This window comes from Streptomyces sp. NBC_01171, assembly GCF_045039805.1.
Classification (GTDB): Bacteria; Actinomycetota; Actinomycetes; order Streptomycetales; family Streptomycetaceae; genus Streptomyces.
The window spans coordinates 1,807,265-1,831,219 of the sequence record NZ_CP108609.1; the positions used below are offsets into that span (position 1 = coordinate 1,807,265).

Genomic DNA, 23,955 nt, shown 5'->3' on the forward strand with positions numbered 1-23,955 from the left:
TCAGTTGAACGGGTGAACTTCTCGCCCGCGCAGCGTCTTTGTGAACGACATCCTTGGGGGGATCTCTTCATGCGTACCGTGCGCCTCCGCGCCGCCCTGCCCGCTCTCGCCGGCGCGGCCCTGCTCACCGGCACCCTGCTGAGCACCCCGGCCCAGGCGGCCGGCAGCGTCCAGATCCACCGGGTCTACTTCGACAGCCCCGGCAAGGACACCCGGTCCAACTCCAGCCTCAACGGCGAGTGGGTGCAGCTCAAGAACACCAGCCGCTCGGCGGTCTCGCTGAAGGGGTGGATCCTGAAGGACGCCTCGAACCACAAGTACTCCTTCCCGAACGTCAAGATCGGGGCCGGGAAGTACATGAAGATCCACACCGGCAGCGGTTCGGACACCACCTCGGACAAGTACCAGGACCGCCGTGCCTACGTCTGGAACAACACCAGCGACACGGCGACCCTGACCAAGTCGAACGGCTCCAAGGTCGACACCTGCTCGTGGACGACCCGGAACGGCAGCGACAAGTACTGCTAGCGGCTAACCGCCGTAGGGGCGGCGGGCGTTGACGCGCTCGCTCGCTCCCGGCGTGGCGTCCGCGATCCAGGCGCCGTCGCCCGAGGGGTCGAGGATGCCCTCCTCCAGCCACTCGTAGGCCCCGCCGAGGACGCCCTTGACCACCTTGCGGTCGACGCCGTCGGTGTTGTGCCACAGGCGGGCGAACAGCTCGTCCACGCGGACGCGGGCCTGGCGGCAGAAGGCGTCGGCGAGCTGGTACGCCTCGCGGCCGTGCTCGCCCTCCCGCCGCAGCCGCTCGGCCCGGACGCAGGCCGCGCTCATGGCGAACAGCTCCGCGCCGATGTCCACGATCCGGCCGAGGAAGCCCTGCTTGGTCTCCATCCGGCCCTGCCAGCGGGACATCCCGTAGAAGGTCGCGCGGGCCAGCTTGCGGGCGTGCCGCTCGACGAACCTCAGATGCCCGGACAGGTCGATGCCGTGCTTGAACTCGGCGTACGAGGACGGGAGTTGTCCCGGCCCCGCGACCAGCTTCGGCAGCCACTTGGCGTAGAAGACGCCCGCCCCCGCACCGGCCTTCGCCTTGTCCTGGAGGGACTTGTCGGGATCGATGAGGTCACCGGCGACCGAGAGGTGGGCGTCGACCGCCTCGCGCGCGATCAGCAGGTGCATGATCTCGGTGGAGCCCTCGAAGATGCGGTTGATGCGCAGGTCGCGCAGCATCTGCTCGGCCGGTACGGCCCGCTCGCCGCGCGCCCCCAGCGACTCGGCGGTCTCGTAACCCCGCCCGCCCCGGATCTGGACCAGCTCGTCGGCCATCAGCCAGGCCATCTCCGAGCCGTACAGCTTGGCGAGCGCGGCCTCGATGCGGATGTCGTTGCGGTCCTCGTCGGCCATCTGGGAGGCGAGGTCGACGACGGCCTCCAGCGCGAACGTGGTCGCCGCGATGAAGCTGATCTTGGAGCCGACGGCCTCGTGCAGCGCGACCGGCTTGCCCCACTGCTCGCGCTCGGCGGCCCACTCGCGGGCGATCTTCAGGCACCACTTACCGGCGCCGGCGCACATCGCGGGCAGCGACAGCCGGCCGGTGTTGAGCGTGGTGAGCGCGATCTTCAGACCGGCGCCCTCGGGGCCGATCCGGTTGGCGGCCGGTACCCGCACCCGGTGGAAGCGGGTGACGCCGTTCTCGATGCCGCGCAGGCCCATGAAGGCGTTGCGGTTCTCCACCGTGATGCCCTCGGCGTCGGCCTCCACCACGAACGCGGTGATACCGCCGGGGTGCCCCTCGGACTTCGGCACCCGTGCCATGACGACCAGCAGGTCGGCGACGACACCGTTGGTGGTCCACAGTTTCACGCCGTCCAGGACGTACTCTCCCCCACTCTCGGCTCCGTTCGAGCGGGAGGGGTCCCCATCCTCCGGGACGGCCGTGGTGGCCAGCCGCGCGGGGTCCGAGCCGACGTCCGGCTCGGTGAGCAGGAAGGCTGAGATCGCGGTGGTGGCGCAGCGGGGCAGGAAGGCGTCCTTCTGCTCCTGGGTGCCGAAGATCTTCAGCGGCTGCGGGACGCCGATCGACTGGTGGGCGGAGAGCAGCGCGCCGACGGCGGGACTCACCGAGCCGACCAGGGCGAGGGCCTTGTTGTAGTAGAGCTGGGAGAGGCCCAGGCCGCCGTACTTGGTGTCGATCTTCATGCCGAGGGCGCCGAGCCGCTTCAGGCCGGCCACGACCTCGTCCGGGATACGGGCCTCGCGCTCGATGCGGGCCGCGTCGATCTCCGTCTCGCAGAAGGCGCGCAGCTCGGCGAGGAAGGTCTCGCCGCGCCGGACGCTCTCGGCGTCGGGGAGCGGGTGGGGGTGGATGAGGTCGAGCCGGAAGCGCCCGAGGAAGAGCTCCTTGGCGAAGCTGGGCTTGCGCCAGTTCTGCTCCCGGGCGGCCTCCGCCACCTGCCGGGCCTCGCGCTCGGAGACGTTGGTGCGTTGAGTGGTGGGGGCGGACATGAGGCTCACCTCGCCGCGAAGAGGGATGTTGGCGGACCGTGGGTAACCGACCCGTTGCTACTGGATCGTTGGTACCTGAATCGGGCGCCCCCCACCACCCCTTGCGCGTCCGTTCAGGTGAACGGACGCGCGGGGGAACAGCGGCCGCTCAGACCGTTTCGAGGGCCGGGACCAGGGGCTTCTGCTCCTCGGCGGGGCCGTTCTCGGTCGCGGCCGGGGTGCTGCGCCGGCCGGCTACGGCGTACGCCACGCCCACCAGCAGTCCGCCGCCGACCAGATTGCCGAGGCCGACGAAGAGGAGGTTGTGGGCGAAGGCGCCCACGGTCACGCCGGGGACGTGCTCGAAGAGGCCGAGCGAGAAGGTCGTCATGTTGGCGACGACGTGCTCGAAGCCGGAGGCGACGAAGGCCAGGATGCCCGCGAAGATCAGCATGATCTTGGCGGCGTCGGAGCGGGTGCGCATGCCCATCCACACGGTCAGGCAGACCAGGAAGTTGCAGAGCACGCCGCGGAAGAACATCGCCTCGCCGCTCTCGGCCATCTTGGCGGTGAGCATGCCGGTCAGGCCGGCCAGACCGGGGGCGGGCGCTCCGGGGGCGGGCGCGACGCCCAGCACCCCGGCGGCGTGGACCAGCCCGGCGAGGGCGACCGAGCCGACGAGGTTGCCGACGAAGGAGCCGACGATCACCGCGAGCGCGGCAGCGGGCGAGAGGGCCCGGCGGACCGCGCCCTGGACCATCGTCATCATGTTGCTGGTGGCCAGCTCGCCACCGGCGAAGATCACCAGCGTCAGCGCGACACCGAAGACCAGGCCCTGGATCAGCCTGACCCAGGGGGAGTGCGCGAGGCTGAGCGGCCCGGACACCATGACCATCAGCACGACGCCCATGCCGATGAAGGCCCCGGCGAGCGCCGAGAGAACCAGGTAGCGGCCGGGCGAGCGGAGAAGTTTCGCCTTGCCGCGCGCTGCCGCGATCTGGTCGTCCAGGGCTTCTTCAAGTGGTATCGGCACGACGGCCCTCTCAGGTGCTGCTCACTCATGGTCGGATTGTCCGACTCTCACTGCGTGGAGCAGTGTGCGCGCACCGATCAGGAAATGTCAAAAGTCGAATTAATGACGTGATAGGCCATGCTTATCCCGATTTAATCGGCCAAATCTATCGCGCCATAGGTCGCGCCTATCACTGGCCGGGCAACCTACGGCTGACCGGGCCCGGCAAGCAGTCCGTCCAGTTCCGCGAAGGACAGGACGTCGGTGGGTGAGGTGACGGAGCCGGTCTCGTACAGCTCCTGCGCGGCACGGCGGGCGGCGGCGTACGCGGCCAGCGCCACCCCCGGACCGAGGCTCACCCGGGCCACACCGAGCGTGCCCAGCTCCGCGACGGACGGCGCGCCGGGGCCGGCCATGACGTTGAGCGGTACGGGGATGTCCCCGGCCAGCGCCTCGAGGATGGCCGGATCGGTGACACCGGGGACGAAGATGCCGTCGGCGCCCGCCTCGACGTACAGCCGGGCCCGGGTCAGGGTTTCCTCGAGGCGTGTCTCCGGGGCGCCCAGGCCCAGCAGGTAGGTGTCGATCCGGGCGTTGAGGAAGAGGTCCGCTCCCGCCCGCTCCGCGGTCCGGCGGGCCGCGGCGAGCCGGGCGGCCAGCTCGGCCGGGGTCCGGGTGCCGTCCTCGATGTTGACGCCGACGGCGCCCGCCTCGATCACCCCGGCGACCGTCTCGGCGACGGCGGAGGCGTCCTCGCCGTACCCGTCCTCGATGTCGGCGGTGACCGGGACCGTGACGGCGTCCGCGATCCGGGCGATCACCTCCAGGGCCCGCTCCCGGGTGAGGGAGCCGCCGTCGGGCGAACCGAGCGCCCATGAGACACCGGCGCTGGTGGTGGCGATCGCGGGGGCGCCCGCCGCCTCGACGACGCGGGCGCTCGCCGTGTCCCAGGCGTTGGCGAGCGCGAGGGGGGCGGAGGGGGTGTGCAGGGAGCGGAAGAGGCGGGCGTCGGCCGCGTACGCGTGGGTCATGACCGCAGTCAAGCACCGTACGCGAACCGCTTTCTGGCAGGAATCCGACATGAATGCCGCCCGCCGTCAATGCGGTCGGCCGTCGGAGAACGCCGACGGCCGGAGCCCCCGCACAGCGGGCTCCGGCCGTTCCGGTGGTGACCTGTCCGTGGCAGGTCAGAGTGCGAGGCCCGTGAGGACCAGGACACGCTCGTAGGTGTAGTCGTCCATCGCGGAGCGGACGCCCTCGCGGCCGACGCCGGACTGCTTGGCGCCGCCGTACGGCATCTGGTCCGCGCGGTAGGAGGGGACGTCGCCGATGACGACGCCGCCGACCTCGAGGGCGCGGTGGGCGCGGAAGGCGGTCTGCAGGTCGTGGGTGAACACGCCTGCCTGGAGGCCGTACTTGGAGTCGTTGACCGCGGCGAACGCCTCGGCCTCGCCGTCGACCTTCGTGACGGTGAGGACCGGCCCGAAGACCTCCTCGGTGGCGAGGGTGGCACCGGCCGGGACGTCGGTGAGGACGGTCGGGGCGTAGGTGGCACCGTCGCGCTCGCCGCCGGTGAGCAGGGTGGCGCCCAGCTCGACGGCCTCGTTCACCCAGGACTCGACGCGCTGCGCGGCGGCCTCGCTGACCAGCGGGCCCACCTCGGTCTTGTCGTCGGCCGGGTCACCGGTGACCTGGGCCTCGACGGCGGCGACGATGCGCGGCAGTAGCCGCTCGTACACCGCGCCGTCCACGATCACGCGCTGCACCGAGATGCAGGACTGGCCGCCCTGGTAGTTGGAGAAGGTGGCGATGCGGCTCGCGGCCCAGTCCAGGTCGGCGTCGCTCGCCCAGTCGCCGAGGACGACGGCCGCGCCGTTGCCGCCCAGCTCCAGCGTGCAGTGCTTGCGCGGCACCGAGTCCATGATCGCGTAGCCGACCTGCTCGGAGCCGGTGAAGGAGATCACCGGGAGGCGCTCGTCCTGGACCAGGGCGGGCATCTTGTCGTTGGTGACCGGCAGGACGCTCCAGGAACCGGCGGGCAGGTCCGTCTCGGCCAGCAGCTCACCGATGACCAGGCCGGACAGCGGGGTGGCCGGAGCGGGCTTGAGGATGATCGGGACACCGGCGGCGATGGCCGGGGCGACCTTGTGCGCGCACAGGTTCAGCGGGAAGTTGAACGGCGCGATGCCGAGGACGACGCCCTTGGGGAAGCGGCGGATCAGCGCCATGCGGCCCTGGCCGCCCGCGTCGGTGTCGAGCCGCTGGGCCTCGCCGCCGTTGAACCGCCGGGCCTCCTCGGCCGCGAGCCGGAACACGGAGACGGCACGGGCGACCTCGCCGCGCGCCCACTTGATGGGCTTGCCGTTCTCGCCGGAGATGAGCTGCGCGATCTCCTCGGTGCGCTCGGTCAGCCGCTTGGCGACGTGGTCGAGGGCGGCCGCGCGGACGTGCGCGGGGACGGCGGCGAACTCGTCGCGGACGGCGTACGCGGCGGCCACGGCCTCTTCGACCTGGGCGTCGGTGGGCACGCTGGCCCGGCCGACGACCCGGCCGTCCCACGGGGAGGAGACGTCGAAACTGTCCTCGCCGGTGGCCTGGCGGCCGGCCAGCCAGAAGGCGTGGGTGGAGGTCATGTGCGGGTCCGGCCCTTCCGCGTCGGGGGTGTGGTCTGCGTGATCCACGGTAGGGCGGGCGGGCTCGGCGGTCGCTTGTCCGAGTCGTACGGAAACGGGTGGCCGATACGCCGGTTCGGCGGGGTCGGCTACTCCCCCGAGGTCGCCTTCAGCGCCAGCCACAGCTCCATCCGGACGTCCGGGTCGTCCAGTGAGCGGCCGAGGATCTCCTCGACCCGGCGCATCCGGTAGCGCAGGGTGTGCCGGTGCACGCCGAGGTCGGCGGCGGCCGCGTCCCACTGCCCGTGCCGGGACAGCCACGCCCGCAGCGAGGCGACGAGGTCCCCGCGGCCGGTCGCGTCGTGGTCGCGCAGCGCCCGCAGCAGGCCGTCCGCGAAGGCCCGTACCGCGTCGTCGGCCAGCAGCGGGAGGACCGAGCCGGCCGCGACGTGCTCGTGCTCGACCAGGACCCGGCCGCGCCGCCGGGCCACCGAGAGCGCCTGCTCGGCCTGCCGGTAGGCGGAGGCGGCCGCGATGGGGCCCGCCGGGGCGGAGAGGCCGACGACGAGTGCGTCGTCGTCGCCGCCCTTGGACTCCGGTACGAGGCGTGCCGCCTCCAGCGCGCCCGCGTACGCCGTGCAGGCGGCGACGGCCGCGCCGCCGTCGGTGGCCAGCACCACCAGCCGGTCCCGCTCGGGTACGACCAGGACGGCCTCGCCGGAGCGGGCGGCGGCGGACTCGGCGGCCTCCGCGAGCGCGTCCAGCGGGTCGCCGTCCGACCCCTGGCGCGGTGCGGACTCGGCGACCAGCAGCCGGAACGGCGCGTCCAGCAGGCCGCCGTACAGGTCACCGGCGACCGTGCGGGCGTGGTCGGGCTCCCCGGCGAGCAGCATCCGCAGTACGGCGGCGCCGACGCGCTGTTCGGCGGCGTGCAGGGAGCGGGAGCGCTCGGTGGTGAGGGTGAGCAGGGCGATGGCCGAGTGCACGGCGTAGCGCTCGGCGGTGCCGGGTGCGGCGGCGGTTCCGACGGCGAGCGCGGCGCGGGGGCGGCGGCCGGTGCCCAGCGAGTGCAGCTCGATGCGGTCCTCGGTGTCGGGGGCGGCGACCACCGAGGAGGCGGGGGCGGGTCGTTCCCGCAGCCGCTCGACCTCGGCGGTGAGCCGGGCGGCCCGGCGGCCGGCCCACTCGGGCGCGGCGGCGACGACGGCGCCGGAAGCGTCGTAGAGCGCGGCCCAGCCGTCGACCTGGGCGGCGAGCGCGGCGAGCAGGCCCTCCGGGCCGGTGGTGAGCGCCTGCCGGGTCAGCTCGCGCTGGGCGGCGAAGCCCGCGGTGACGGCGCGGTACTGGTCGGCGGCGATGGCGGCGGAGACGGCCTTGCTGATGGCGAGGAACGGGGTGCGCCGGGGCACCTCCAGCAGCGGCAGCCCCTCCAGCCGGGCGGCCTGGACCAGCGCCTCGGGGATGTCGTCGTAGTTGACGCCGACCGCGAAGCCCAGGCCGACGACGCCCGCGCCGGCCAGCCGCTTCACGTACCGCCGCATCGCCTCGGGGTCCTCCGCGTCCAGCTTGAGCGCGGTGATCAGCAGCAGCTCCCCGCCCTCCATGTACGGCACGGGGTCGGCCAGCTCACTGACATGCGCCCAGCGCACGGGCACGTCGAGCCGGTCCTCCCCCGCGCGGACCGTCAGCTTCAGCGCGGAGTGGTGGACGAGCGAGGCGAGCGTCGGCGGCATGGGACCTTCAGGTCGGGACGGCCGGAGCACCCGGCCGGGAGCAGTCATCTCTTGGCCGCCACGTACGAACGGCCCACCCCGATTCTGCCTCACCGTACGGTGGCGGACCTCCGTTCAGCTCCGCAGGTCCACCAGCAGGGGCGGGGCGTGTTCGCCCCTGACCGTGGTCAGGGAGAGGACCGCGTGACCCGGGGGGACCGCGTGGGCGAGTTCGGAGGCGGACCAGCGTTCGCGTTCCACCTGGCGGACGGTGACCGCGCGGGCGGTGGGGGCCTGGCCGGTGATGACGCGGCGGAGCATGTGGACGGCCTTGCCGGCGGGGGTCTCCGCGATGATCTGGCGGTCGGTGACGTCGCGGGTCTCGATCCACTCCTTGCCCCAGACCTCGGCGAAGTCCTGGCCGTCCCAGGGGGTGAGGCCGGAGAACGCCATGCGGCACCCGGTGGCGCCGAGCAGCGGGCCGCGCAGCGGGCGGGGTACGTCGTCCAGGGTGCGCAGGGTGAGGACGACGCCCGCGCCCGCCGAACGCAGCCGCTGGATGCCGCGCACGGACTCGGGGGTGACGACGCCGGCCGCCTCGTCGAGCAGCAGGCAGGCGAAGAGGGAGCGGTCCTCGCGCGCGGTGACGGCGGCCGTGAACTGGGCCAGCACCAGCCGGGCCAGGATGCGGGAGGCGTCGGCGTGGCCGCGCTGGGGCAGATCGATGCGGACGCGCACCGGGTGGTCGAGGGCCTTCAGGGTGAAGGGCCTCGACGCGCCGGAGGTGTCGAAGAAGGCGGCGAACGCGGGCCGGTCCAGCAGCGCGACCCGGTCCGCGAGCACGGCGGCCACGTCACCGGGATGCGCCTGCTGCCGCTCCCGCGCGTCGAGTTCGCGCAGCAGCGACGCGTGCCCGGTCTCGGTGAGCGCCTTGCGCAGCGCGGCGATCGGGCCGGGGGCGCCGTCGAGGAGCTGGCGCAGCTCGGGTACGGAGGGGAAGCGCTGGTGGACGGCGCGGAAGGGGCCGAGCAACTGCGCGAGGACGGTGGTGGAGCGGCGGCTGTCGGAGCCGGGGTGCGGGTCGGCGAGGTCGCCGACGAGGGCCTCGGCGAGTATGGCGGCCGCCTCGTCGGGGTCGGTGGTGCCGCCGTAGAGGTCGAGGTCGTACACGGAGTCGGGGTGGCCGACGCGGACCACCACGTCGTACGCCTCGGCCGGGCCGATCCCGGCGCCCGCCGCGCCGACGCTGACCACGGCGGCGCGGCCGGCGAGGGCGTGCAGGCACAGGGACTCCGCGAGGGGCTTGACGAGACTGCCGGTCTTGCCGGAGCCGGCCGGGCCGACGGCGACCAGGGAGGTGCCGAGCAGGTCGGTGCCGAGGGCGAGTCCCGCCCCCCGGTACTGGTAGGGGTTGCGCGGGTCGTCGGCGGCGGTGCCGAGCCGGACCTGGCCGGTGAGCAGGTCGTGCCGGGCCTGCCGGGCGGGCAGGTCGCGGTCGCCGGAGGGATGCGGGCAGGCGGCGGAGCCGTCGCGCAGGACGGCCCCGGTGAACGCGGCCAGCGTGTTCCTGCCGGAGCGCACGCCCTGCCAGGCGCGGCCGATCCGGGCGTGGTCGACGTCCCGCATGAGTCCGGTGCGCGCCTCGGCGGCGAGGCGTTCGGCGGCCTCGTGGGCGCCGTGGGCGCGCAGCTCGGGCCAGTCGGCGGGGTCCTCGCCGGGCGCGGGCGGCGGCGGTTCGGCCGGGGTGGCGGTCCTGACCCAGGCGGGCGGCCCGAAGCGCCGCCAGACCTCGCCCCAGCGCCCGATCCGGGCGACGACGAAGAGGATCGCGAGGGCGATGAGGGTGTAGTACGAGTACCAGAGGACGGCGTTGCCGACGCGGTCGTTGCCCTCGCGCCAGGAGTCCGGGGTGAACAGCTCCAGCGGGAGCACCCACCAGCCGCCGAGGTAGCCGTTCCAGAGCAGCGACCACACCAGCCAGCCGACCAGGAACGCGATCACGGCCCCGCTGAGCAACTGCCGGGCGGGGGTCAGCTCGGGCTCGGTCTCCGGCCGGGGCCGGTGCCCGAGCCGCCACACACCGGGCGCGGCGGCGGGCCGGGCGGCGCGCAGCCAGGCGAGGAAGGCCGAGCCGTCCGGGCGGGGCGGGGCTCCGGGTGGCATCGTGGGCATGGGCGGCGGGGACCCTTCCGGGGGCCGCGTCGGGCGCGGCACCGGGCCGGTATGGGTGGCCCGTGTGTCCCGCGTACCTTCGCTGTCCATCGCCCTGCCCCCTGACCAGCCGGTCCGTCACCGTCAGCGAGTCAATCTAACGCCCCCGCAAGGGGAGTTCACCGTTTACGCGGCCGACGTCCGATGTCCGGCCGCGCCGAGGGCCCGGCCCGCCATGTCCACCACGGACAACGGGCCGCGCCGACAACGCCCACATGGAGCATGCCCACCCCACGGCACCCGTCTTAGCCTGCGGGAAAACAAGGCAAGCGTCCGTAATACCCCCAGGAGCCCCGCATGACCGCACTTCCGCAGGAGCGCCGCGTCGTCACCGCCATTCCCGGCCCGAAGTCGCAGGAGCTTCAGGCCCGCCGCACCGCGGTCGTCGCCCAGGGCGTGGGCTCCACGCTGCCGGTGTTCGTCACGCGCGCGGGCGGCGGCGTCATCGAGGACGTCGACGGCAACAGCCTGATCGACTTCGGCTCCGGCATCGCCGTGACCTCGGTGGGCGCCTCCGCCGAGGCCGTGGTGCGCCGCGCGAGCGCCCAGCTCGCCGACTTCACCCACACCTGTTTCATGGTCACCCCGTACGAGGGCTACGTGGAGGTCGCCGAGGCCCTCGCGGAGCTGACCCCGGGTGACCACGCGAAGAAGTCGGCGCTGTTCAACTCGGGCGCCGAGGCGGTCGAGAACGCGGTGAAGATCGCCCGCGCCCACACCAAGCGCCAGGCGGTCGTGGTGTTCGACCACGGCTACCACGGCCGCACCAACCTCACGATGGCGCTGACGGCGAAGAACATGCCGTACAAGAACGGCTTCGGCCCGTTCGCGCCCGAGGTCTACCGGGTGCCGGTGGCCTACGGCTACCGCTGGCCCACCGGCCCGGAGAACGCGGGTCCGGAGGCCGCCAAGCAGGCGATCGACCAGATCACCAAGCAGGTCGGCGCGGACAACGTGGCCGCGATCATCATCGAGCCGGTGCTCGGTGAGGGCGGCTTCATCGAGCCGGCCAAGGGCTTCCTGCCGGAGATCGTGAAGTTCGCCAACGACAACGGCATCGTCTTCGTCGCCGACGAGATCCAGTCCGGCTTCTGCCGTACCGGCCAGTGGTTCGCGTGCGAGGACGAGGGCATCGTCCCGGACCTGATCACCACCGCCAAGGGCATCGCGGGCGGTCTGCCGCTCGCCGCCGTGACGGGCCGCGCCGAGATCATGGACGCCGCGCACGCGGGCGGCCTCGGTGGCACCTACGGCGGCAACCCGGTGGCCTGCGCCGCCGCGCTCGGCGCGATCGAGACGATGAAGGAGCAGGACCTCAACGGCAAGGCCAAGCACATCGAGGAGGTCATGAAGGGCCGCCTCGCCACCATGGCCGAGAAGTTCGACATCATCGGTGACATCCGGGGCCGGGGCGCGATGATCGCCATCGAGCTGGTCAAGGACCGCGACACCAAGGAGCCGAACGCCGAGGCCGCCGCCGCGCTGGCCAAGGCGTGCCACCAGGAGGGCCTGCTGGTCCTGACCTGCGGCACCTACGGCAACGTGCTGCGCTTCCTGCCCCCGCTGGTCATCGGCGAGGACCTGCTGAACGAGGGCCTGGACATCATCGAGCAGGCTTTCTCGCGCATCTGAGCGAACGAGCCGCTCGTTCAGCGAGTGGTCCGTACCTCTGGCGGACGACTGCGGCAGGCCGTGTGAAGAACGTGTGCGAGGTGGATGACAGGACGCGATTGCGTCTGTCCGACCGCCTCCGCCTGCCGTAAGTTCGGTCCCGATGAGAGATACACCCCGCTCGCAGGGGACTGCGGGCGAGTTCAGGCCGGGGCCTCCCCAGCTTCGACCTGGTCGTGCCCTCGCGCACACAACCGGGGCCTGAGGGCTCCGGGATCTCCACACCGATCGGACGGTCGCCGCCCCAAACCCCCCGGGGCGCGCGACATCCCGGTCCGGTCGGCCGCCCCGGAACCACCCCCCCCTGTTCCGGGGCGGCCGACCTCCTTCTCCCTCCTCGCGCGCATGCGAAGCTGGCCCGGTGTCCCCTCCCGCCCGCCGCCTCGCCCTCGCCGCCGCCCTCCTGACCGGCCTCCCGGCGTTGCTGTTCGCGCTGCTCACCTGGCAGGTCCTGGCACACGGGCCGCTGCTCGCGCTGGACACCCGGCTCAGCCGGGGCCTGGTCCACCCGGACCGCTTCTCCGAACTCCTCTCCGATCTCGGCAACAGCACGGTGGCCGTACCGGTGCTGGTGCTCGCCCTCGGCTACGCAACCTGGCGGGGCCGGACCGCCAAGGTGGCCCGCTGGTGGCTTCCGCCCGCCGCGGCCGCGCTGCTGATGGCGGTGCTCCCGGCGATCGTGGTCCCGCTGAAGCTGTGGACCGCGCGGCCGGGGACCCCCGTGGTGCCCCCGGCCACCGGCTACTTCCCCTCCGGCCACACCGCGACGGCGGCCGTGGCGTACGGCGCCTCGGCGCTGCTCCTCCTGCCCTGGTGCCGCACCCGCGCCGCACGCCTCGGGGCGGTCGGGGTCCCGGCCGCGCTGGTGCTCGCGGTGTCGTACGGGCTGGTGCGACGGGGCTTCCACTGGCCGCTGGACGTGCTGGCGTCCTGGTGCCTGGGCGCGGTGCTGCTGACCTGCCTGGCGCTGGTGCTCAGCCGAAGTAGGAGTCGAAGGTCCGCTGGAACTCCCAGCCCGCGAACCGGTCCCAGTTCACCGACCAGGTCATCAGACCCCGTAGCGCGGGCCAGGTCCCGTGGGTCGGGTACGAGCCGCAGTTCGTCTTCTTCGTCAGGCAGTCCAGGGTCTTGGTGACCTCGGCCGGGGCGACGTAGCCGTTGCCCGCGTTGACCGAGGCGGGCATGCCGATGGCGACCTGGTCGGGGCGCAGCGGCGGGAAGACGTTGTTCGCGTCGCCCGCGACCGGGAAGCCGGTGAGCAGCATGTCGGTCATGGCGATGTGGAAGTCGGCGCCGCCCATGGAGTGGTACTGGTTGTCCAGACCCATGATCGGGCCCGAGTTGTAGTCCTGGACGTGCAACAGGGTGAGGTCGTCGCGCAGGGCGTGGATGACCGGGAGGTAGGCGCCGCAGCGCGGGTCCTGTCCGCCCCACTTGCCGCTGCCGTAGAACTGGTAGCCGTTCTGCACGAAGAAGGTCTCCGGGGCCATGGTGAGCACGAATGTGCTGCCGTACTTGGCCTTCAGGGTCTTCAGCGCGGAGATCAGGTTGACGATCACCGGGGTGGTCGGGTTCCTGAAGTCGGTGTCGCCGGTGTTCAGGGAGAGCGAGTGACCCTCGAAGTCGATGTCGAGACCGTCGAGCCCGTACTGGTCGATGATCTTCGATACCGAGGAGACGAAGGCGTCGCGGGCGGCGGTGGTGGTGAGCTGGACCTGGCCGTTCTGGCCGCCGATGGAGATCAGCACCTTCTTCCCGGCGGCCTGCTTGGCCTTGATGGCGGCCTTGAAGTCGGCGTCGCTCTCCACGTTCGGGCATTCCGAGACCGGGCAGCGGTTGAACCGGATGTCCCCGGAGGTGACCGAGGTCGGTTCGCCGAAGGCCAGGTCGATGACGTCCCAGCTGTCGGGCACGTCAGCCATCCGCGTGTACCCGGAGCCGTTGGCGAAGCCGGCGTGGAGGTAGCCGACCAGGGCGTGGGCGGGCAGTTCCATGGAGCCCCCGTCGTCGCTGCGGGCCGGGGTGGTCGCGGTCACCGTGGCGGAGCGGGCGGACTCCCCCGCGTCGTTGGTGGCGGTGACCTGGAAGGCGTACGCGGTCGAGGGGTTCAGGCCGCTCACGGTGGCCGAAGTACCGCTCACGCCCTGCACTTTGACGCCGTCCCGGTAGACCGCGTAGCCGGTCGCGCCGGTCACCGGGGTCCAGGACAGGGCGACGGAGGTGGCGGTGACGGTGCCGGTCCTCAGCCCGGTCGGCACGGTGGGCGGCTGGGTGGTGGTGCCGCCGCCGGGACCGGTGAGGGAGACGTCGTCGGCGTAGTAGGCGCCGGTGCCGTACCAGCCGTGGGTGTAGATGGTGACCTTGGTGGTGTTGGCGCCGGTGGTGAAGGTGGTGGCGAGCTTCTGCCAGTCGGGCGCGGACTGGGTCCAGGTGGAGACGTCGGTGGTGCCGGTGCCGCTCGCGCCGAGGTAGACATAGGAGCCGCGCACCCAACCGGCGAGCGTGTACTGGGAGTTGGGTCTGACGGTCACCGTCTGGGCGCACTGGGCGTTGTCGCTGCCCTCCGGGGTGGCTTTGAGCGCCGAGGCGCCGCCGTGCACCGGGGAGGTGACGGTGGAGCCGGCGGTGCAGGTCCAGGGGGAGAGCCCGGATTCGAAGCCGCCGTTGAGCGCGGCGTCCGCGTCGGCCGCACGGGCGGCCGACGAGAGCGCGGCACTGCCGGGCACGGCGAGAGCCATGACCATGAGGAATGCGACCAGGGGTCGGGAACGGTCCACAAATGCCTCCAGGCATGGGGGAGTTGGAGGTCGAGGGTGCACCCAACTTGGTCCAGACCAATTCTGTTGTCAAGGAGTCTCCACCGAGGAGTCCCGTCAAGGAGTCCTCGGCAAGAAGTCAGGAGCGGCGCCCGCCCTCCTCGCTCGCCAGCGCGGCCGCCGCCTCGTGCATCGCCAGTTCCAGCAGCGCCGGGTCGGTGAGCGTGCCCGACCCGTCCGGCTGCACCAGCCAGCGCACCCCCTGGGTGGCCCGGCCGGGGTACGGCACGACGATCCAGGTGCCGGACCCGGCCGTGCGGATGCCGGTGCCCAGCCAGCGGGCGGCGGTGCCGGGCGGCACGAAGAAGCCCACCCGGTTGTCCCCGAAGTCGACCAACACCGGGCCGGGTTGATCGAGGACGCGGGTGAGCACGTCCAGTGTCGGATAGCCCAGCTCCCCCGGCAGGACGAGCACGTCCCAGGCTTTCCCGGCGGGCAGCAGGGCGACCCCCCGCGGGCTGCGCTCCCACTCCCACCGGCAGGCTTCCGGGTCCGGTGCGACGGATGCCAGCCACTCGACCGCAGTCTTCGCCCCTGCCATGAAAAGACCTCCCTCTCGTTCGCGGACACGCGCGTCTGCGAATGAGAGGGAGGTCGGACCGCCCGCATTACGCGGGTTCACCGGCCTCTTTGGAGTGACCTGAGTCACACCAGACGGTCAGGGGTCTAGCTGTCGAAGCCGAGGCCCAGCCGGTCCATGGCCCGCAGCCACAGATTGCGCCGCCCACCCTGCGCGTCGGCCCGCGCCAGCGACCAGCGGGTCAGCGCGATCCCGGTCCAGGCGAACGGCTCGGGCGGGAACGGCAGCGGCTTCTTGCGGACCATCTCCAGCCCGGTGCGCTCGGTGTCCGCGCCGTCCAGCAGGTCCAGCATCACATCGGCACCGAAGCGGGTGGCCCCCACGCCGAGCCCGGTGTAGCCCGCCGCGTAGGCGACCCGGCCCTGGTGGCCGGTGCCGAAGAACGCCGAGAAGCGGGAGCAGGTGTCGATGGCGCCGCCCCAGGCGTGGGTGAAGCGGACGCCCTCCAACTGCGGGAAGCAGGTGAAGAAGTGCCCGGCCAGCTTGGCGTACGTCTCCGGCCGGTCGTCGTACTCCGCGCGCACCCGGCCCCCGTAGGGGTAGATCGCGTCGTAACCGCCCCACAGCACCCGGTTGTCGGGGGTCAGCCGGAAGTAGTGGAACTGGTTGGCCGCGTCCCCGAGGCCCTGGCGGTTCTTCCAGCCGAGCGAGTCGAGCTGCTCGGCGTTCAGCGGCTCGGTCGTCAGCGCGTAGTCGTAGACCGGCACCGTGTAGGAGCGGACCCGGCGCAGGAGGCTGGGGAAGACGTTGGTGCCGAGCGCCACCTTGCGGGCGCGGACCGTGCCGTACGGGGTGCCGGCCTCCATCCCGGCGCCGTACTGCTTCAGGGTCAGGGCCGGGGTGTGCTCGTACACCCGGACCCCGAGGGTGAGGCACGCCCGCTTCAGGCCCCAGGCCAGCTTGGCGGGGTGCAGCAGGGCCACGCCTCGGCGGTCCCACAGGCCGGCCTCGAAGGTGGGCGAGCCGACCTCGGCGCGCAGGGCGTCGCGGTCCAGGAACTCCATGCCGTCCGCGAGGCCCTTGTCCTGAAGTTCCCGGTGCCAGTCGCGCAGTTCCCACGCCTGGTAGGTCTCGGTGGCCACGTCGATCTCGCCGGTGCGCTCGAAGTCGCAGTCGATGCCGTGCCGGGCGAGCGCGGCCTCGATCCCGTCGAGGTTGCGGATGCCGAGTTCGTGGAGCCGGCCGATCTCGTCCGGCCAGCGCGCCAGACCGTTGGCGAGACCGTGGGTCAGGGAGGCGGCGCAGAATCCGCCGTTGCGGCCCGAGGCGGCCCAGCCCACCTCGCGGCCTTCCAGCAGCACCACGTCCCGGCCGGGGTCGCGCTCCTTCGCGTTGAGCGCGCTCCACAGTCCGCTGTAGCCGCCGCCGACCACGAGGAGGTCGCAGGTGTCGGTGCCGGTGAGGGCGGGCTCGGGGTGGGGCTTGCCGGGGTCCTCCAGCCAGTAGGGGACCGGCTGGGCTTCGGAGAGGGAAGCGATCCAGTTGTCTTTTCCACGGCTCATGGCGCTAGGGGCCATGATTTCAACTCCCTACGGGGCTTTACGCCTTCTGCTGACCGCGTCGGTGGGTGACGAGCATCGAGACCAGCACGAACAGTACGGCGATGAGGAACATGGCCGTCCCGATGACATTGATCTGAACGGGCGTTCCGCGCTGTGCCGAGCCCCAGACGAACATGGGGAAGGTGACGGTCGAGCCCGCGTTGAAATTGGTGATGATGAAATCGTCGAAGGAGAGCGCGAAGGACAGCAGCGCGCCCGCGGCGATTCCGGGTGCGGCGATGGGCAGGGTGACCCGCCAGAAGGTCTGCACCGGCCCCGCGTAGAGATCGCGGGCGGCCTCCTCCAGGCGCGGGTCCATCGACATCACGCGCGCCTTGACCGCGGTGACGACGAAGCTGAGGCAGAACATGATGTGGGCGATCAGGATCGTCCAGAAGCCGAGCTGGGCGCCCATGTTGAGGAACAGGGTGAGCAGCGAGGCGGCCATGACGACCTCGGGCATCGCCATCGGCAGGAAGATCAGCGAGTTGACCGCGCCACGCGCCCGAAACCGGTACCGGACCAGCGCGAAGGCGATCATCGTGCCGAGCGCGGTGGCGCCGATGGTGGCCCACAGGGCGATCTGGAGGCTGAGCCCGAGCGAGCCGCACATGTCGGCGACCCCGCACGGGTCCTTCCAGGCGTCGGTGGAGAAGTGCTGCCACTCGTAGTTGAAGCGACCCTTGGGCTTGTTGAAGGAGAACACCGTCACGACGATGTTCGGCAGCAGCAGGTAGGCGAGCGTCAGCAGTCCCGCGACGACGACGAGACGGCGCTTGAGCCAGGTGAAGACGGCCATGTCAGACGAGGTCCTCCGTCCCGGCCCGGCGGATGTAGAGCGTGACCATGGCCAGGATCGCGGCCATGAGGATGAAGGAGAGCGCGGCGGCCGTCGGATAGTCCAGCACCCGCAGGAACTGGGTCTGGATGACGTTACCGATCATGCGGGTGTCGGTGGAGCCGAGCAGCTCGGCGTTGACGTAGTCACCGGCCGCCGGGATGAAGGTCAGCAGGGTGCCGGAGACCACACCGGGCATCGACAGCGGGAAGGTCACCTTGCGGAAGGTGGTCCAGGGCCGGGCGTACAGGTCCCCGGCCGCCTCGTGCAGCCGTCCGTCGATCCGCTCCAGCGAGCTGTACAGCGGCAGGATCATGAACGGCAGGAAGTTGTACGTCAGCCCGCACACCACCGCCAGCGGGGTGGCCAGCACCCGGTCGCCCGCGGTCCAGCCGAGCCAGCCGGTCACGTCCAGCACGTGCAGGGTGTTCAGCGCGTGCACCACGGGCCCGTTGTCCGCGAGGATCGTCTTCCAGGCGAGGGTGCGGATCAGGAAGCTGGTGAAGAACGGCGCGATCACCAGGATCATGATCAGGTTCCGCCAGCGCCCGGCACGGAACGCGATCAGGTACGCCAGCGGATAGCCCAGCAGCAGGCAGAGCACGGTCGCGGCGGCCGCGTAGAGCACCGAGCGGACGAACTGCGGCCAGTACTCGGCGAGCGCGTGCCAGTAGGTGGCGAAGTGCCAGGTGACCTTGTAGCCCTGCTCCAGCGACCCGGTCTGCACCGAGGTCGACGCCTGGTAGACCATCGGCAGCGCGAAGAACACGATCAGCCACAGGATGCCGGGCAGCAGCAGCCAGTACGGGGTGAACCGGCCGCGCCTGCGGGGTGGCTGCGCGGACTCCGGCGGGGCGAGTGGCGGGGGCGCCTCGGCGAGCGTCGACATCAGACGGCCGCCTCTTCCTCGGTGCCGGCGTCGATGTCCTGGGCGGCGTCGAGCGCGAAGGTGTGCGCCGGGTTCCAGTGCAGGACGACCTCGGCGCCGGGGACGAGACGGGTGTCCCGCTCGACGTTCTGCGCGTACACCGCGAGCGCGCCCGCGACGGGGCTGTCGATCACGTACTGGGTGGAGACGCCGATGAAGCTGGCGTCCGCGACGGTGCCGGTGAGGCGGTTGCGGCCGTCGGGCACCGAGCCCGCGTCGTCGGCGTGGGTGAGCGCGATCTTCTCGGGGCGGATGCCGACGAGCAGCTTGCCGCCGGTGGGCGCCGGGGCGGAACATCGCGCCTCGGGCAGCAGCAGCTTGCCGTCCCCGGCACGCAGCACGATGTCACCGCCGCTCCGGGAGTCGACCTCCGCCTCGATCAGGTTGGAGGTGCCGAGGAAGTTGGCGACGAAGGTGGTGCGCGGATTCTCGTACAACTCGGTGGGCGAGCCGAGCTGCTCGACCCGGCCCGCGTTCATCACGGCGACCGTGTCGGCCATGGTCATGGCCTCCTCCTGGTCGTGCGTGACATGGACGAAGGTGATGCCGACCTCGGTCTGGATGCGCTTGAGCTCCAGTTGCATCTGGCGGCGCAGCTTGAGGTCGAGGGCGCCGAGGGGCTCGTCGAGCAGCAGCACCTTGGGGTGGTTGATCAGGGCGCGGGCGACCGCGACGCGCTGCTGCTGGCCGCCGGAGAGCTGGTGCGGCTTCTTGCGCGCCTGCTCCCCGAGCTGGACCAGCTCCAGCATCTCCCCGACCTGCTTCTTGACGCTCTTGATGCCGCGCCGGCGCAGGCCGAAGGCGACGTTCTCGAAGATGTCGAGATGCGGGAAGAGGGCGTAGGACTGGAAGACCGTGTTGACCGGCCGCTTGTACGGGGGCAGCCCGGTGACGTCCAGGTCGCCGAGGTGCACGGTCCCGGAGGTCGGCTCCTCCAGCCCGGCGATCATGCGCAGGGTGGTGGTCTTGCCGCAGCCGGAGGCGCCGAGCAGCGCGAAGAAGGAGCCCTGGGGCACGGTGAGGTCCAGCGGGTGCACGGCGGTGAAGGAGCCGTACGTCTTGCCGATGCCGGCGAGGCGGACGTCGCCGCTGCCGTCTGTCGTCGTCTTCATCCTCGTCACGCCCCTGTGAGCTTCGCGAACTTCTCTTCGTAGGCCGTCTCTTCCTTCTGGCTCAGGGAGCGGAAGGCGTGGGACTTCGCCTGCATGGCCTTGTCGGGGACGATCAGCGGATTGTCCGCCGCGTCCCGGTCGATCTTCGCAAGCCAGGGCTTCACGTCGTCGACCGGAGTGACGTAGTTGATGTAGGCGGCGAGCGCGGCGGCCTGCTCGGGTTCGTAGAAGAAGTCGATCAGCCGCTCGGCGTTCGTCTTGTGACGTGCCTTGTTGGGGATCAGCATATTGTCCGTAGAGGTGACATAACCGCTGTCGGGAATGATGAAGTCCACATCGGGGCTGTCCGCCTTGAGCTGGACCACGTCCCCGGCCCAGGCGACACAGGCCGCGAAGTCACCCTTGGCGAGGTCGGCGGTGTAGTCGTTGCCGGTGAAACGGCGTATCTGGCCCTTGTCGACGGCCTTCTGGAGGCGGGCTATCGCCGCGTCGTAGTCGTCGTCGGTGAAGTCGGCGGGGTCCTTGCCCATGTCGAGCAGGGTCATCCCGACGCTGTCCCGCATCTCGGAGAGGAAGCCGACCCGGCCCTTCAGCTTCGGGTTGTCGAGCAGGTCGGAGACGGACCTCACCTCGATGCCGTCCAGCGCCTTCTTGTTGTAGGCGATGACCGTGGAGATGCCCTGCCAGGGGTAGGAGTAGGCGCGGCCGGGGTCCCAGTCGGGGGTGCGGAACTGGGGCGAGAGGTTGGCGAAGGCGTGCGGGAGGTTGGCCGGGTCCAGCTTCTGCACCCAGCCGAGCCGGATCAGCCGGGCGGCCAGCCAGTCGGTGAGGACGATCAGGTCGCGGCCGGTCTCCTGGCCCGCGGCGAGCTGCGGCTTGATCTTGCCGAAGAACTCGTTGTTGTCGTTGATGTCCTCGGTGTAGCGGACCGTGATCCCGGTCTTCTTCTGGAACGCGGCGAGCGTGGGGTGACGTTTGCCGCTGTCGTCCACGTCGATGTACTCGGTCCAGTTGGAGAAGTTCACGGTCTTCTCCCGGCCCGACCGGTCCTCGGCCGAGGTGCCGCCCGGCGCGCGGCCGGCCGCGGGTATCCCGCAGGCGCTCAGGGCGCCCAGGCCGCCGGCCGTGAGCACGCCTCCGGCGGACGCCCGCAGCAGCGACCGGCGGGTCAGCGCCGCCCGCCCGCTCCGCAGACTGCGCCGCACGGCGGCCATCTGGGGCGGGGTGAGGCGGTCGGGCTCGTACTGATCCATACGCGTGGTGCCCTTTCGGAAAGCGGGAGGACGCCTAGTGGCGGTCCCCGAAGACCGTGCGGTGCCAGTCCTTGCGGACGGCCGCCGTGTTGTCGAACATGACGTGCTTGATCTGCGTGTACTCCTCGAAGGAGTACGCCGACATGTCCTTGCCGAAGCCGGACGCCTTGTATCCGCCGTGCGGCATCTCGCTGATGATCGGGATGTGGTCGTTGATCCACACGCACCCGGCCCGCAGATCGCGGGTGGCCCGCTGGGCGCGGTAGACGTTGCCGGTCCACGCGGAGGCGGCGAGCCCGTACGGGGTGTCGTTGGCCAGCCGCAGGCCCTCGTCGTCGGTGTCGAAGGGGAGCACCACCAGTACGGGGCCGAAGATCTCCGACTGGACGATCTCGCTGTCCTGGGCGGCGCCGGTGACGAGGGTGGGCCGGTAGTAGGCGCCGCTCCCGAGGTCGCCGCCGGGGGCCTCGCCGCCGGTGACCACGGTCGCGTAGGCGCGGGCCCGGTCCACGAAGCCGGCCACGCGGTCGCGGTGGGCGTGCGAGACCAGCGGGCCGAGGTCGGTGCCGGGCGCGAAGGGGTCGCCGAGCCGCACGGTCTCCATCAGCGCGGCGGTCCGCTCCAGGAACGCCTCGTACAGCGGGCGCTGCACATAGGCGCGGGTCGCGGCCGTGCAGTCCTGGCCGGTGTTGATGAGCGCGCCCGCGACCGCGCCGTTGGCGGCGGCCTCCAGGTCGGCGTCGTCGAACACCACGAAGGGCGCCTTGCCGCCCAGTTCCAGGTGCAGCCGCTTGACGGTCGCCGTGGCGATCTCCGCCACCCTGCGGCCGACGGCGGTGGACCCGGTGAACGACGTCATCGCCACGTCCGGATGCCCGACCAGCCGCTCCCCCGCGCCCGGCCCGGTCCCGCTCACGATGTTGATCACACCGTCCGGGATGCCCGCGTCGACGGCCGCCTGCGCGAAGAGCAGGGAGGTGAGCGGGGTCAGCTCGGCGGGCTTGAGCACGATGGTGTTGCCCGCGGCGACGGCCGGGAGGACCTTCCACGCGGCCATCTGGAGCGGGTAGTTCCAGGGCGCGATCGACCCGACCACCCCGATGGGCTCGCGCCGGACGTACGAGGTGTGGTCGCCGGAGTACTCCCCCGCCGACTGCCCCTGGAGCTGCCGGGCGGCACCCGCGAAGAAGGCCGTGTTGTCGACGGTGCCGGGGACGTCGAACTCGCGGGTGAGCTTCAGCGGCTTGCCGCACTGGAGCGACTCGGCACGGGCGAACTCCTCGGCCCGGTCCGCGAGCACGGCGGCGAAACGGTTCAGCGCGTCGGAGCGCTCGCCCGGCGTGGCGGCGGCCCAGCCGGGAAAGGCGGCGCGCGCGGCGGCCACGGCATCGTCGACGTCGCTCTCCCCGGCGAGTTCGTAGCGGTACACCTCCTCGCCGGTCGCGGGGTCGGTCACCGCGTGCGTACGGCCCGAGGTGCCCGGCGCGGGGCGGCCCGCGACGAACTGCGCGCCCTCGGCGAAGCGGTCGCGTGCGGGAAATCGTTCCGGGGTGTCGGTGCCCGGCTTGTGCATGTCGCTCTCCTCCGCCGGACACCCCTTCGGGGGCCGGGTGGCGTGGCTCCAGCTCGATTTGAGTGCCGATCCTGACAGAGGAGCGTGACTCCAACAAGGGATTCCGTTGTTGCCTTTTGGTTACGCGACGGAATCTGTCGACCAGGTGTCGAGTGGCGGCGGAAAAGGAGGGACGGCTTGTCAGTGGTGGGTGCCACACTCGCGTGCATGGGGAAGATCGACGGGGTGGAAGCGCTGATCGGCGCGGTCCGGGCGGGGGCGCCCGTGAAGTACCTGCACTCCTGGGGGCACCGCCCGCAGCGGGACGGGAGCGTGGGCGCGGGGTGCCTGAGCCAGTGGTGGCCGGCGCCGTTCACGGTGGACGGGGTCGAGTACGCGACCGCCGAGCACTGGATGATGGCCGCCAAGGCGCGCCTCTTCGCCGACCCGGACGCCGAGCGGCTGGTCCTGGCCGCGGGGCATCCGGCCGGGGCGAAGAAGGCGGGGCGGCTGGTCCGGGGCTTCGACGAGGAGATATGGCGCCGGGAGCGGTTCCGGATCGTCGTGGAGGGCAGCGTGCACAAGTTCGCCGCCGACCCCGAGCTGCGGGAGTTCCTGCTCGCCACGGGTGAGCGGGTGCTGGTGGAGGCGAGCCCGGTGGACCGTGTGTGGGGTATCGGGCTCGGCGTCCAGGACGAGGCGGCTTGGGACCCGGCCCGCTGGAAGGGGTCGAACCTCCTGGGCTTCGCCCTGATGGAGGCTCGGGAGCGGCTGCGTTCAGAGGCGGGGTGAGGCGGGGATCCGCGGCGCGGAGTTGTAGGAGGAGCCGAAGGGGTCGTCGTCCTGCCGGCTGTCCTCCTTGTGCGCGGCGAACACGAGGATGCCGATGAAGAGCGCCAGCATGGCCACGCCCACGATGATGCCGATGATGCCGAGCACGAAGCCCGCCTGGGCCTGCCCGCGGTTGGTGGCCTCACCCCGGTCGGCGCGCCTGCGGCCCTGGACGCCCAGGATCACGGCGATGACGCCGAGGACGAGGGAGACGACTCCGTAGAGGCAGAACAGGACGATGGAGAGGATGCCGAGCACCAGGGCGGCGGTGCCGGCGTTGTTCTGCGGGACGGGGCCCATGGGGGCGCCGGGCCAGCCGTAGGCCGGGGGCTGGGGATAGCCCTGGGGGCCGGGGTAGCCGGGGTGGCTCGGGTAGCCGTAGCCGGCCGGAGGTGCTCCGGTCGGGGTGAAGGGCGGGATGCCGGGGCCGTTCGGGCCGATGGGCGGGGGCGGGACGGTGGGGCCGGTCTGCTGCGGGGGCACGGTGGGGCCCGCGTGGGGGCCGAAGCCGACGGCGGGCACGGAGGCCATGGTCGCCTGGTCGTGGACCGAGGGCGGGGTCTGGTCCTGCGGGCCCTGCTGGTGCTTGTGGAGGGAGGGCCCCTGGGGCGGTGCCCACGGGTCGGAGCCCGGCCCCTGCCCGGTCGTCCCTCGTCCGCCGTCGGGCTGCGTCTGCTCCGTCACGTCCTCATCCCCCCACGTAGCTTGTCAGCCCATGTTAGAGCCGTCCCCTGGGCCGTACGGAGCAACCCCTGACCGACCGTAGGGTCTGCCGCCCCGTCCTAGGATGTCTGCGCACCAT

18 protein-coding genes and 1 pseudogene are annotated in these 23,955 nt (G+C 71.8%); 4 read left to right on the forward strand and 15 right to left on the reverse strand.

Translation table 11 applies throughout. The features are described 5' to 3' along the window. The first annotated feature begins 69 nt into the window (after window positions 1-69). Window positions 70-528: a lamin tail domain-containing protein gene (locus OG448_RS08200; RefSeq protein WP_405552396.1), complete on the forward strand. Its 459-nt coding sequence runs from the start codon at window positions 70-72 to the stop codon at window positions 526-528. 3 nt (window positions 529-531) lie between these two features. Here OG448_RS08200 and OG448_RS08205 read toward each other — a convergent pair whose 3' ends face one another. From OG448_RS08205 to OG448_RS08230, 6 genes are all read right to left on the reverse strand, one after another. Continuing rightward, a complete protein-coding gene (locus tag OG448_RS08205; RefSeq protein ID WP_405552398.1) occupies window positions 532-2,505 on the reverse strand; it encodes an acyl-CoA dehydrogenase family protein in 1,974 nt (657 codons plus the stop codon). Window positions 2,506-2,653: 148 nt separating this feature from the next. Then, window positions 2,654-3,517, reverse strand: a complete 864-nt coding sequence (locus OG448_RS08210) for a formate/nitrite transporter family protein (RefSeq protein WP_405552400.1) — start codon at window positions 3,515-3,517, stop codon at window positions 2,654-2,656. A gap of 185 nt (window positions 3,518-3,702) precedes the next feature. Continuing rightward, complete coding sequence (locus OG448_RS08215) at window positions 3,703-4,527, reverse strand: isocitrate lyase/phosphoenolpyruvate mutase family protein (RefSeq protein ID WP_405552402.1); 825 nt, start codon at window positions 4,525-4,527, stop codon at window positions 3,703-3,705. Between the two features lie 156 nt (window positions 4,528-4,683). Beyond that, complete coding sequence (locus OG448_RS08220) at window positions 4,684-6,129, reverse strand: aldehyde dehydrogenase family protein (protein ID WP_405552403.1); 1,446 nt, start codon at window positions 6,127-6,129, stop codon at window positions 4,684-4,686. Between the two features lie 128 nt (window positions 6,130-6,257). Continuing rightward, window positions 6,258-7,841, reverse strand: coding sequence for a PucR family transcriptional regulator (locus tag OG448_RS08225; RefSeq protein ID WP_405552405.1), 1,584 nt, complete (start codon window positions 7,839-7,841; stop codon window positions 6,258-6,260). A gap of 114 nt (window positions 7,842-7,955) precedes the next feature. Continuing rightward, window positions 7,956-10,082 (reverse strand): ATP-binding protein, encoded by a 2,127-nt coding sequence (locus OG448_RS08230; protein ID WP_405552406.1) that lies wholly within the window; start codon window positions 10,080-10,082, stop codon window positions 7,956-7,958. A gap of 246 nt (window positions 10,083-10,328) precedes the next feature. On the opposite strand from OG448_RS08230, the gene gabT reads away from it, so the two are divergent. Both gabT and OG448_RS08240 read left to right on the forward strand, forming a co-directional pair. After that, window positions 10,329-11,663 (forward strand): 4-aminobutyrate--2-oxoglutarate transaminase, encoded by a 1,335-nt coding sequence (gabT, locus tag OG448_RS08235; RefSeq protein WP_393599437.1) that lies wholly within the window; start codon window positions 10,329-10,331, stop codon window positions 11,661-11,663. Window positions 11,664-12,360: 697 nt separating this feature from the next. Next, window positions 12,361-12,615, forward strand: a pseudogene (locus tag OG448_RS08240) (phosphatase PAP2 family protein); the annotation flags it as partial. Window positions 12,616-12,676: 61 nt separating this feature from the next. On the opposite strand, the gene OG448_RS08245 reads toward OG448_RS08240, so the two are convergent. The 8 genes from OG448_RS08245 to OG448_RS08280 form a co-directional block, all read right to left on the reverse strand. Continuing rightward, window positions 12,677-14,440, reverse strand: coding sequence for a chitinase (locus OG448_RS08245; RefSeq protein WP_405552409.1), 1,764 nt, complete (start codon window positions 14,438-14,440; stop codon window positions 12,677-12,679). A gap of 157 nt (window positions 14,441-14,597) precedes the next feature. After that, window positions 14,598-15,059 (reverse strand): hypothetical protein, encoded by a 462-nt coding sequence (locus OG448_RS08250; protein ID WP_405552411.1) that lies wholly within the window; start codon window positions 15,057-15,059, stop codon window positions 14,598-14,600. A gap of 125 nt (window positions 15,060-15,184) precedes the next feature. Further along, window positions 15,185-16,615, reverse strand: coding sequence for an NAD(P)/FAD-dependent oxidoreductase (locus OG448_RS08255; RefSeq protein ID WP_405552413.1), 1,431 nt, complete (start codon window positions 16,613-16,615; stop codon window positions 15,185-15,187). A gap of 22 nt (window positions 16,616-16,637) precedes the next feature. Next, window positions 16,638-17,438 (reverse strand): ABC transporter permease, encoded by an 801-nt coding sequence (locus tag OG448_RS08260; RefSeq protein ID WP_405552415.1) that lies wholly within the window; start codon window positions 17,436-17,438, stop codon window positions 16,638-16,640. Window position 17,439: 1 nt separating this feature from the next. After that, the gene (locus OG448_RS08265) at window positions 17,440-18,366 is read right to left on the reverse strand and encodes an ABC transporter permease (protein WP_405552417.1); all 927 of its coding nucleotides are present in this window, start codon (window positions 18,364-18,366) and stop codon (window positions 17,440-17,442) included. After that, window positions 18,366-19,517, reverse strand: a complete 1,152-nt coding sequence (locus OG448_RS08270) for an ABC transporter ATP-binding protein (RefSeq protein WP_405552419.1) — start codon at window positions 19,515-19,517, stop codon at window positions 18,366-18,368. The genes OG448_RS08265 and OG448_RS08270 overlap by 1 nt, the downstream gene beginning before the upstream one ends. Before the next feature lie 5 nt (window positions 19,518-19,522). After that, on the reverse strand, window positions 19,523-20,770 hold the full coding sequence (locus OG448_RS08275) for a spermidine/putrescine ABC transporter substrate-binding protein (protein WP_405552421.1): 1,248 nt from the start codon (window positions 20,768-20,770) through the stop codon (window positions 19,523-19,525). A gap of 34 nt (window positions 20,771-20,804) precedes the next feature. Further along, window positions 20,805-22,343, reverse strand: a complete 1,539-nt coding sequence (locus OG448_RS08280; protein WP_405552423.1) for a gamma-aminobutyraldehyde dehydrogenase — start codon at window positions 22,341-22,343, stop codon at window positions 20,805-20,807. A 207-nt stretch (window positions 22,344-22,550) separates the two neighbouring features. On the opposite strand from OG448_RS08280, the gene OG448_RS08285 reads away from it, so the two are divergent. Then, complete coding sequence (locus OG448_RS08285; protein WP_405552425.1) at window positions 22,551-23,114, forward strand: NADAR family protein; 564 nt, start codon at window positions 22,551-22,553, stop codon at window positions 23,112-23,114. On the opposite strand, the gene OG448_RS08290 is transcribed toward OG448_RS08285, so the two are convergent. Beyond that, window positions 23,100-23,837 (reverse strand): DUF4190 domain-containing protein, encoded by a 738-nt coding sequence (locus OG448_RS08290; RefSeq protein WP_405552427.1) that lies wholly within the window; start codon window positions 23,835-23,837, stop codon window positions 23,100-23,102. The two genes, OG448_RS08285 and OG448_RS08290, sit on opposite strands and share 15 nt — an antisense overlap. Between the last annotated feature and the right edge of the window lie 118 nt (window positions 23,838-23,955).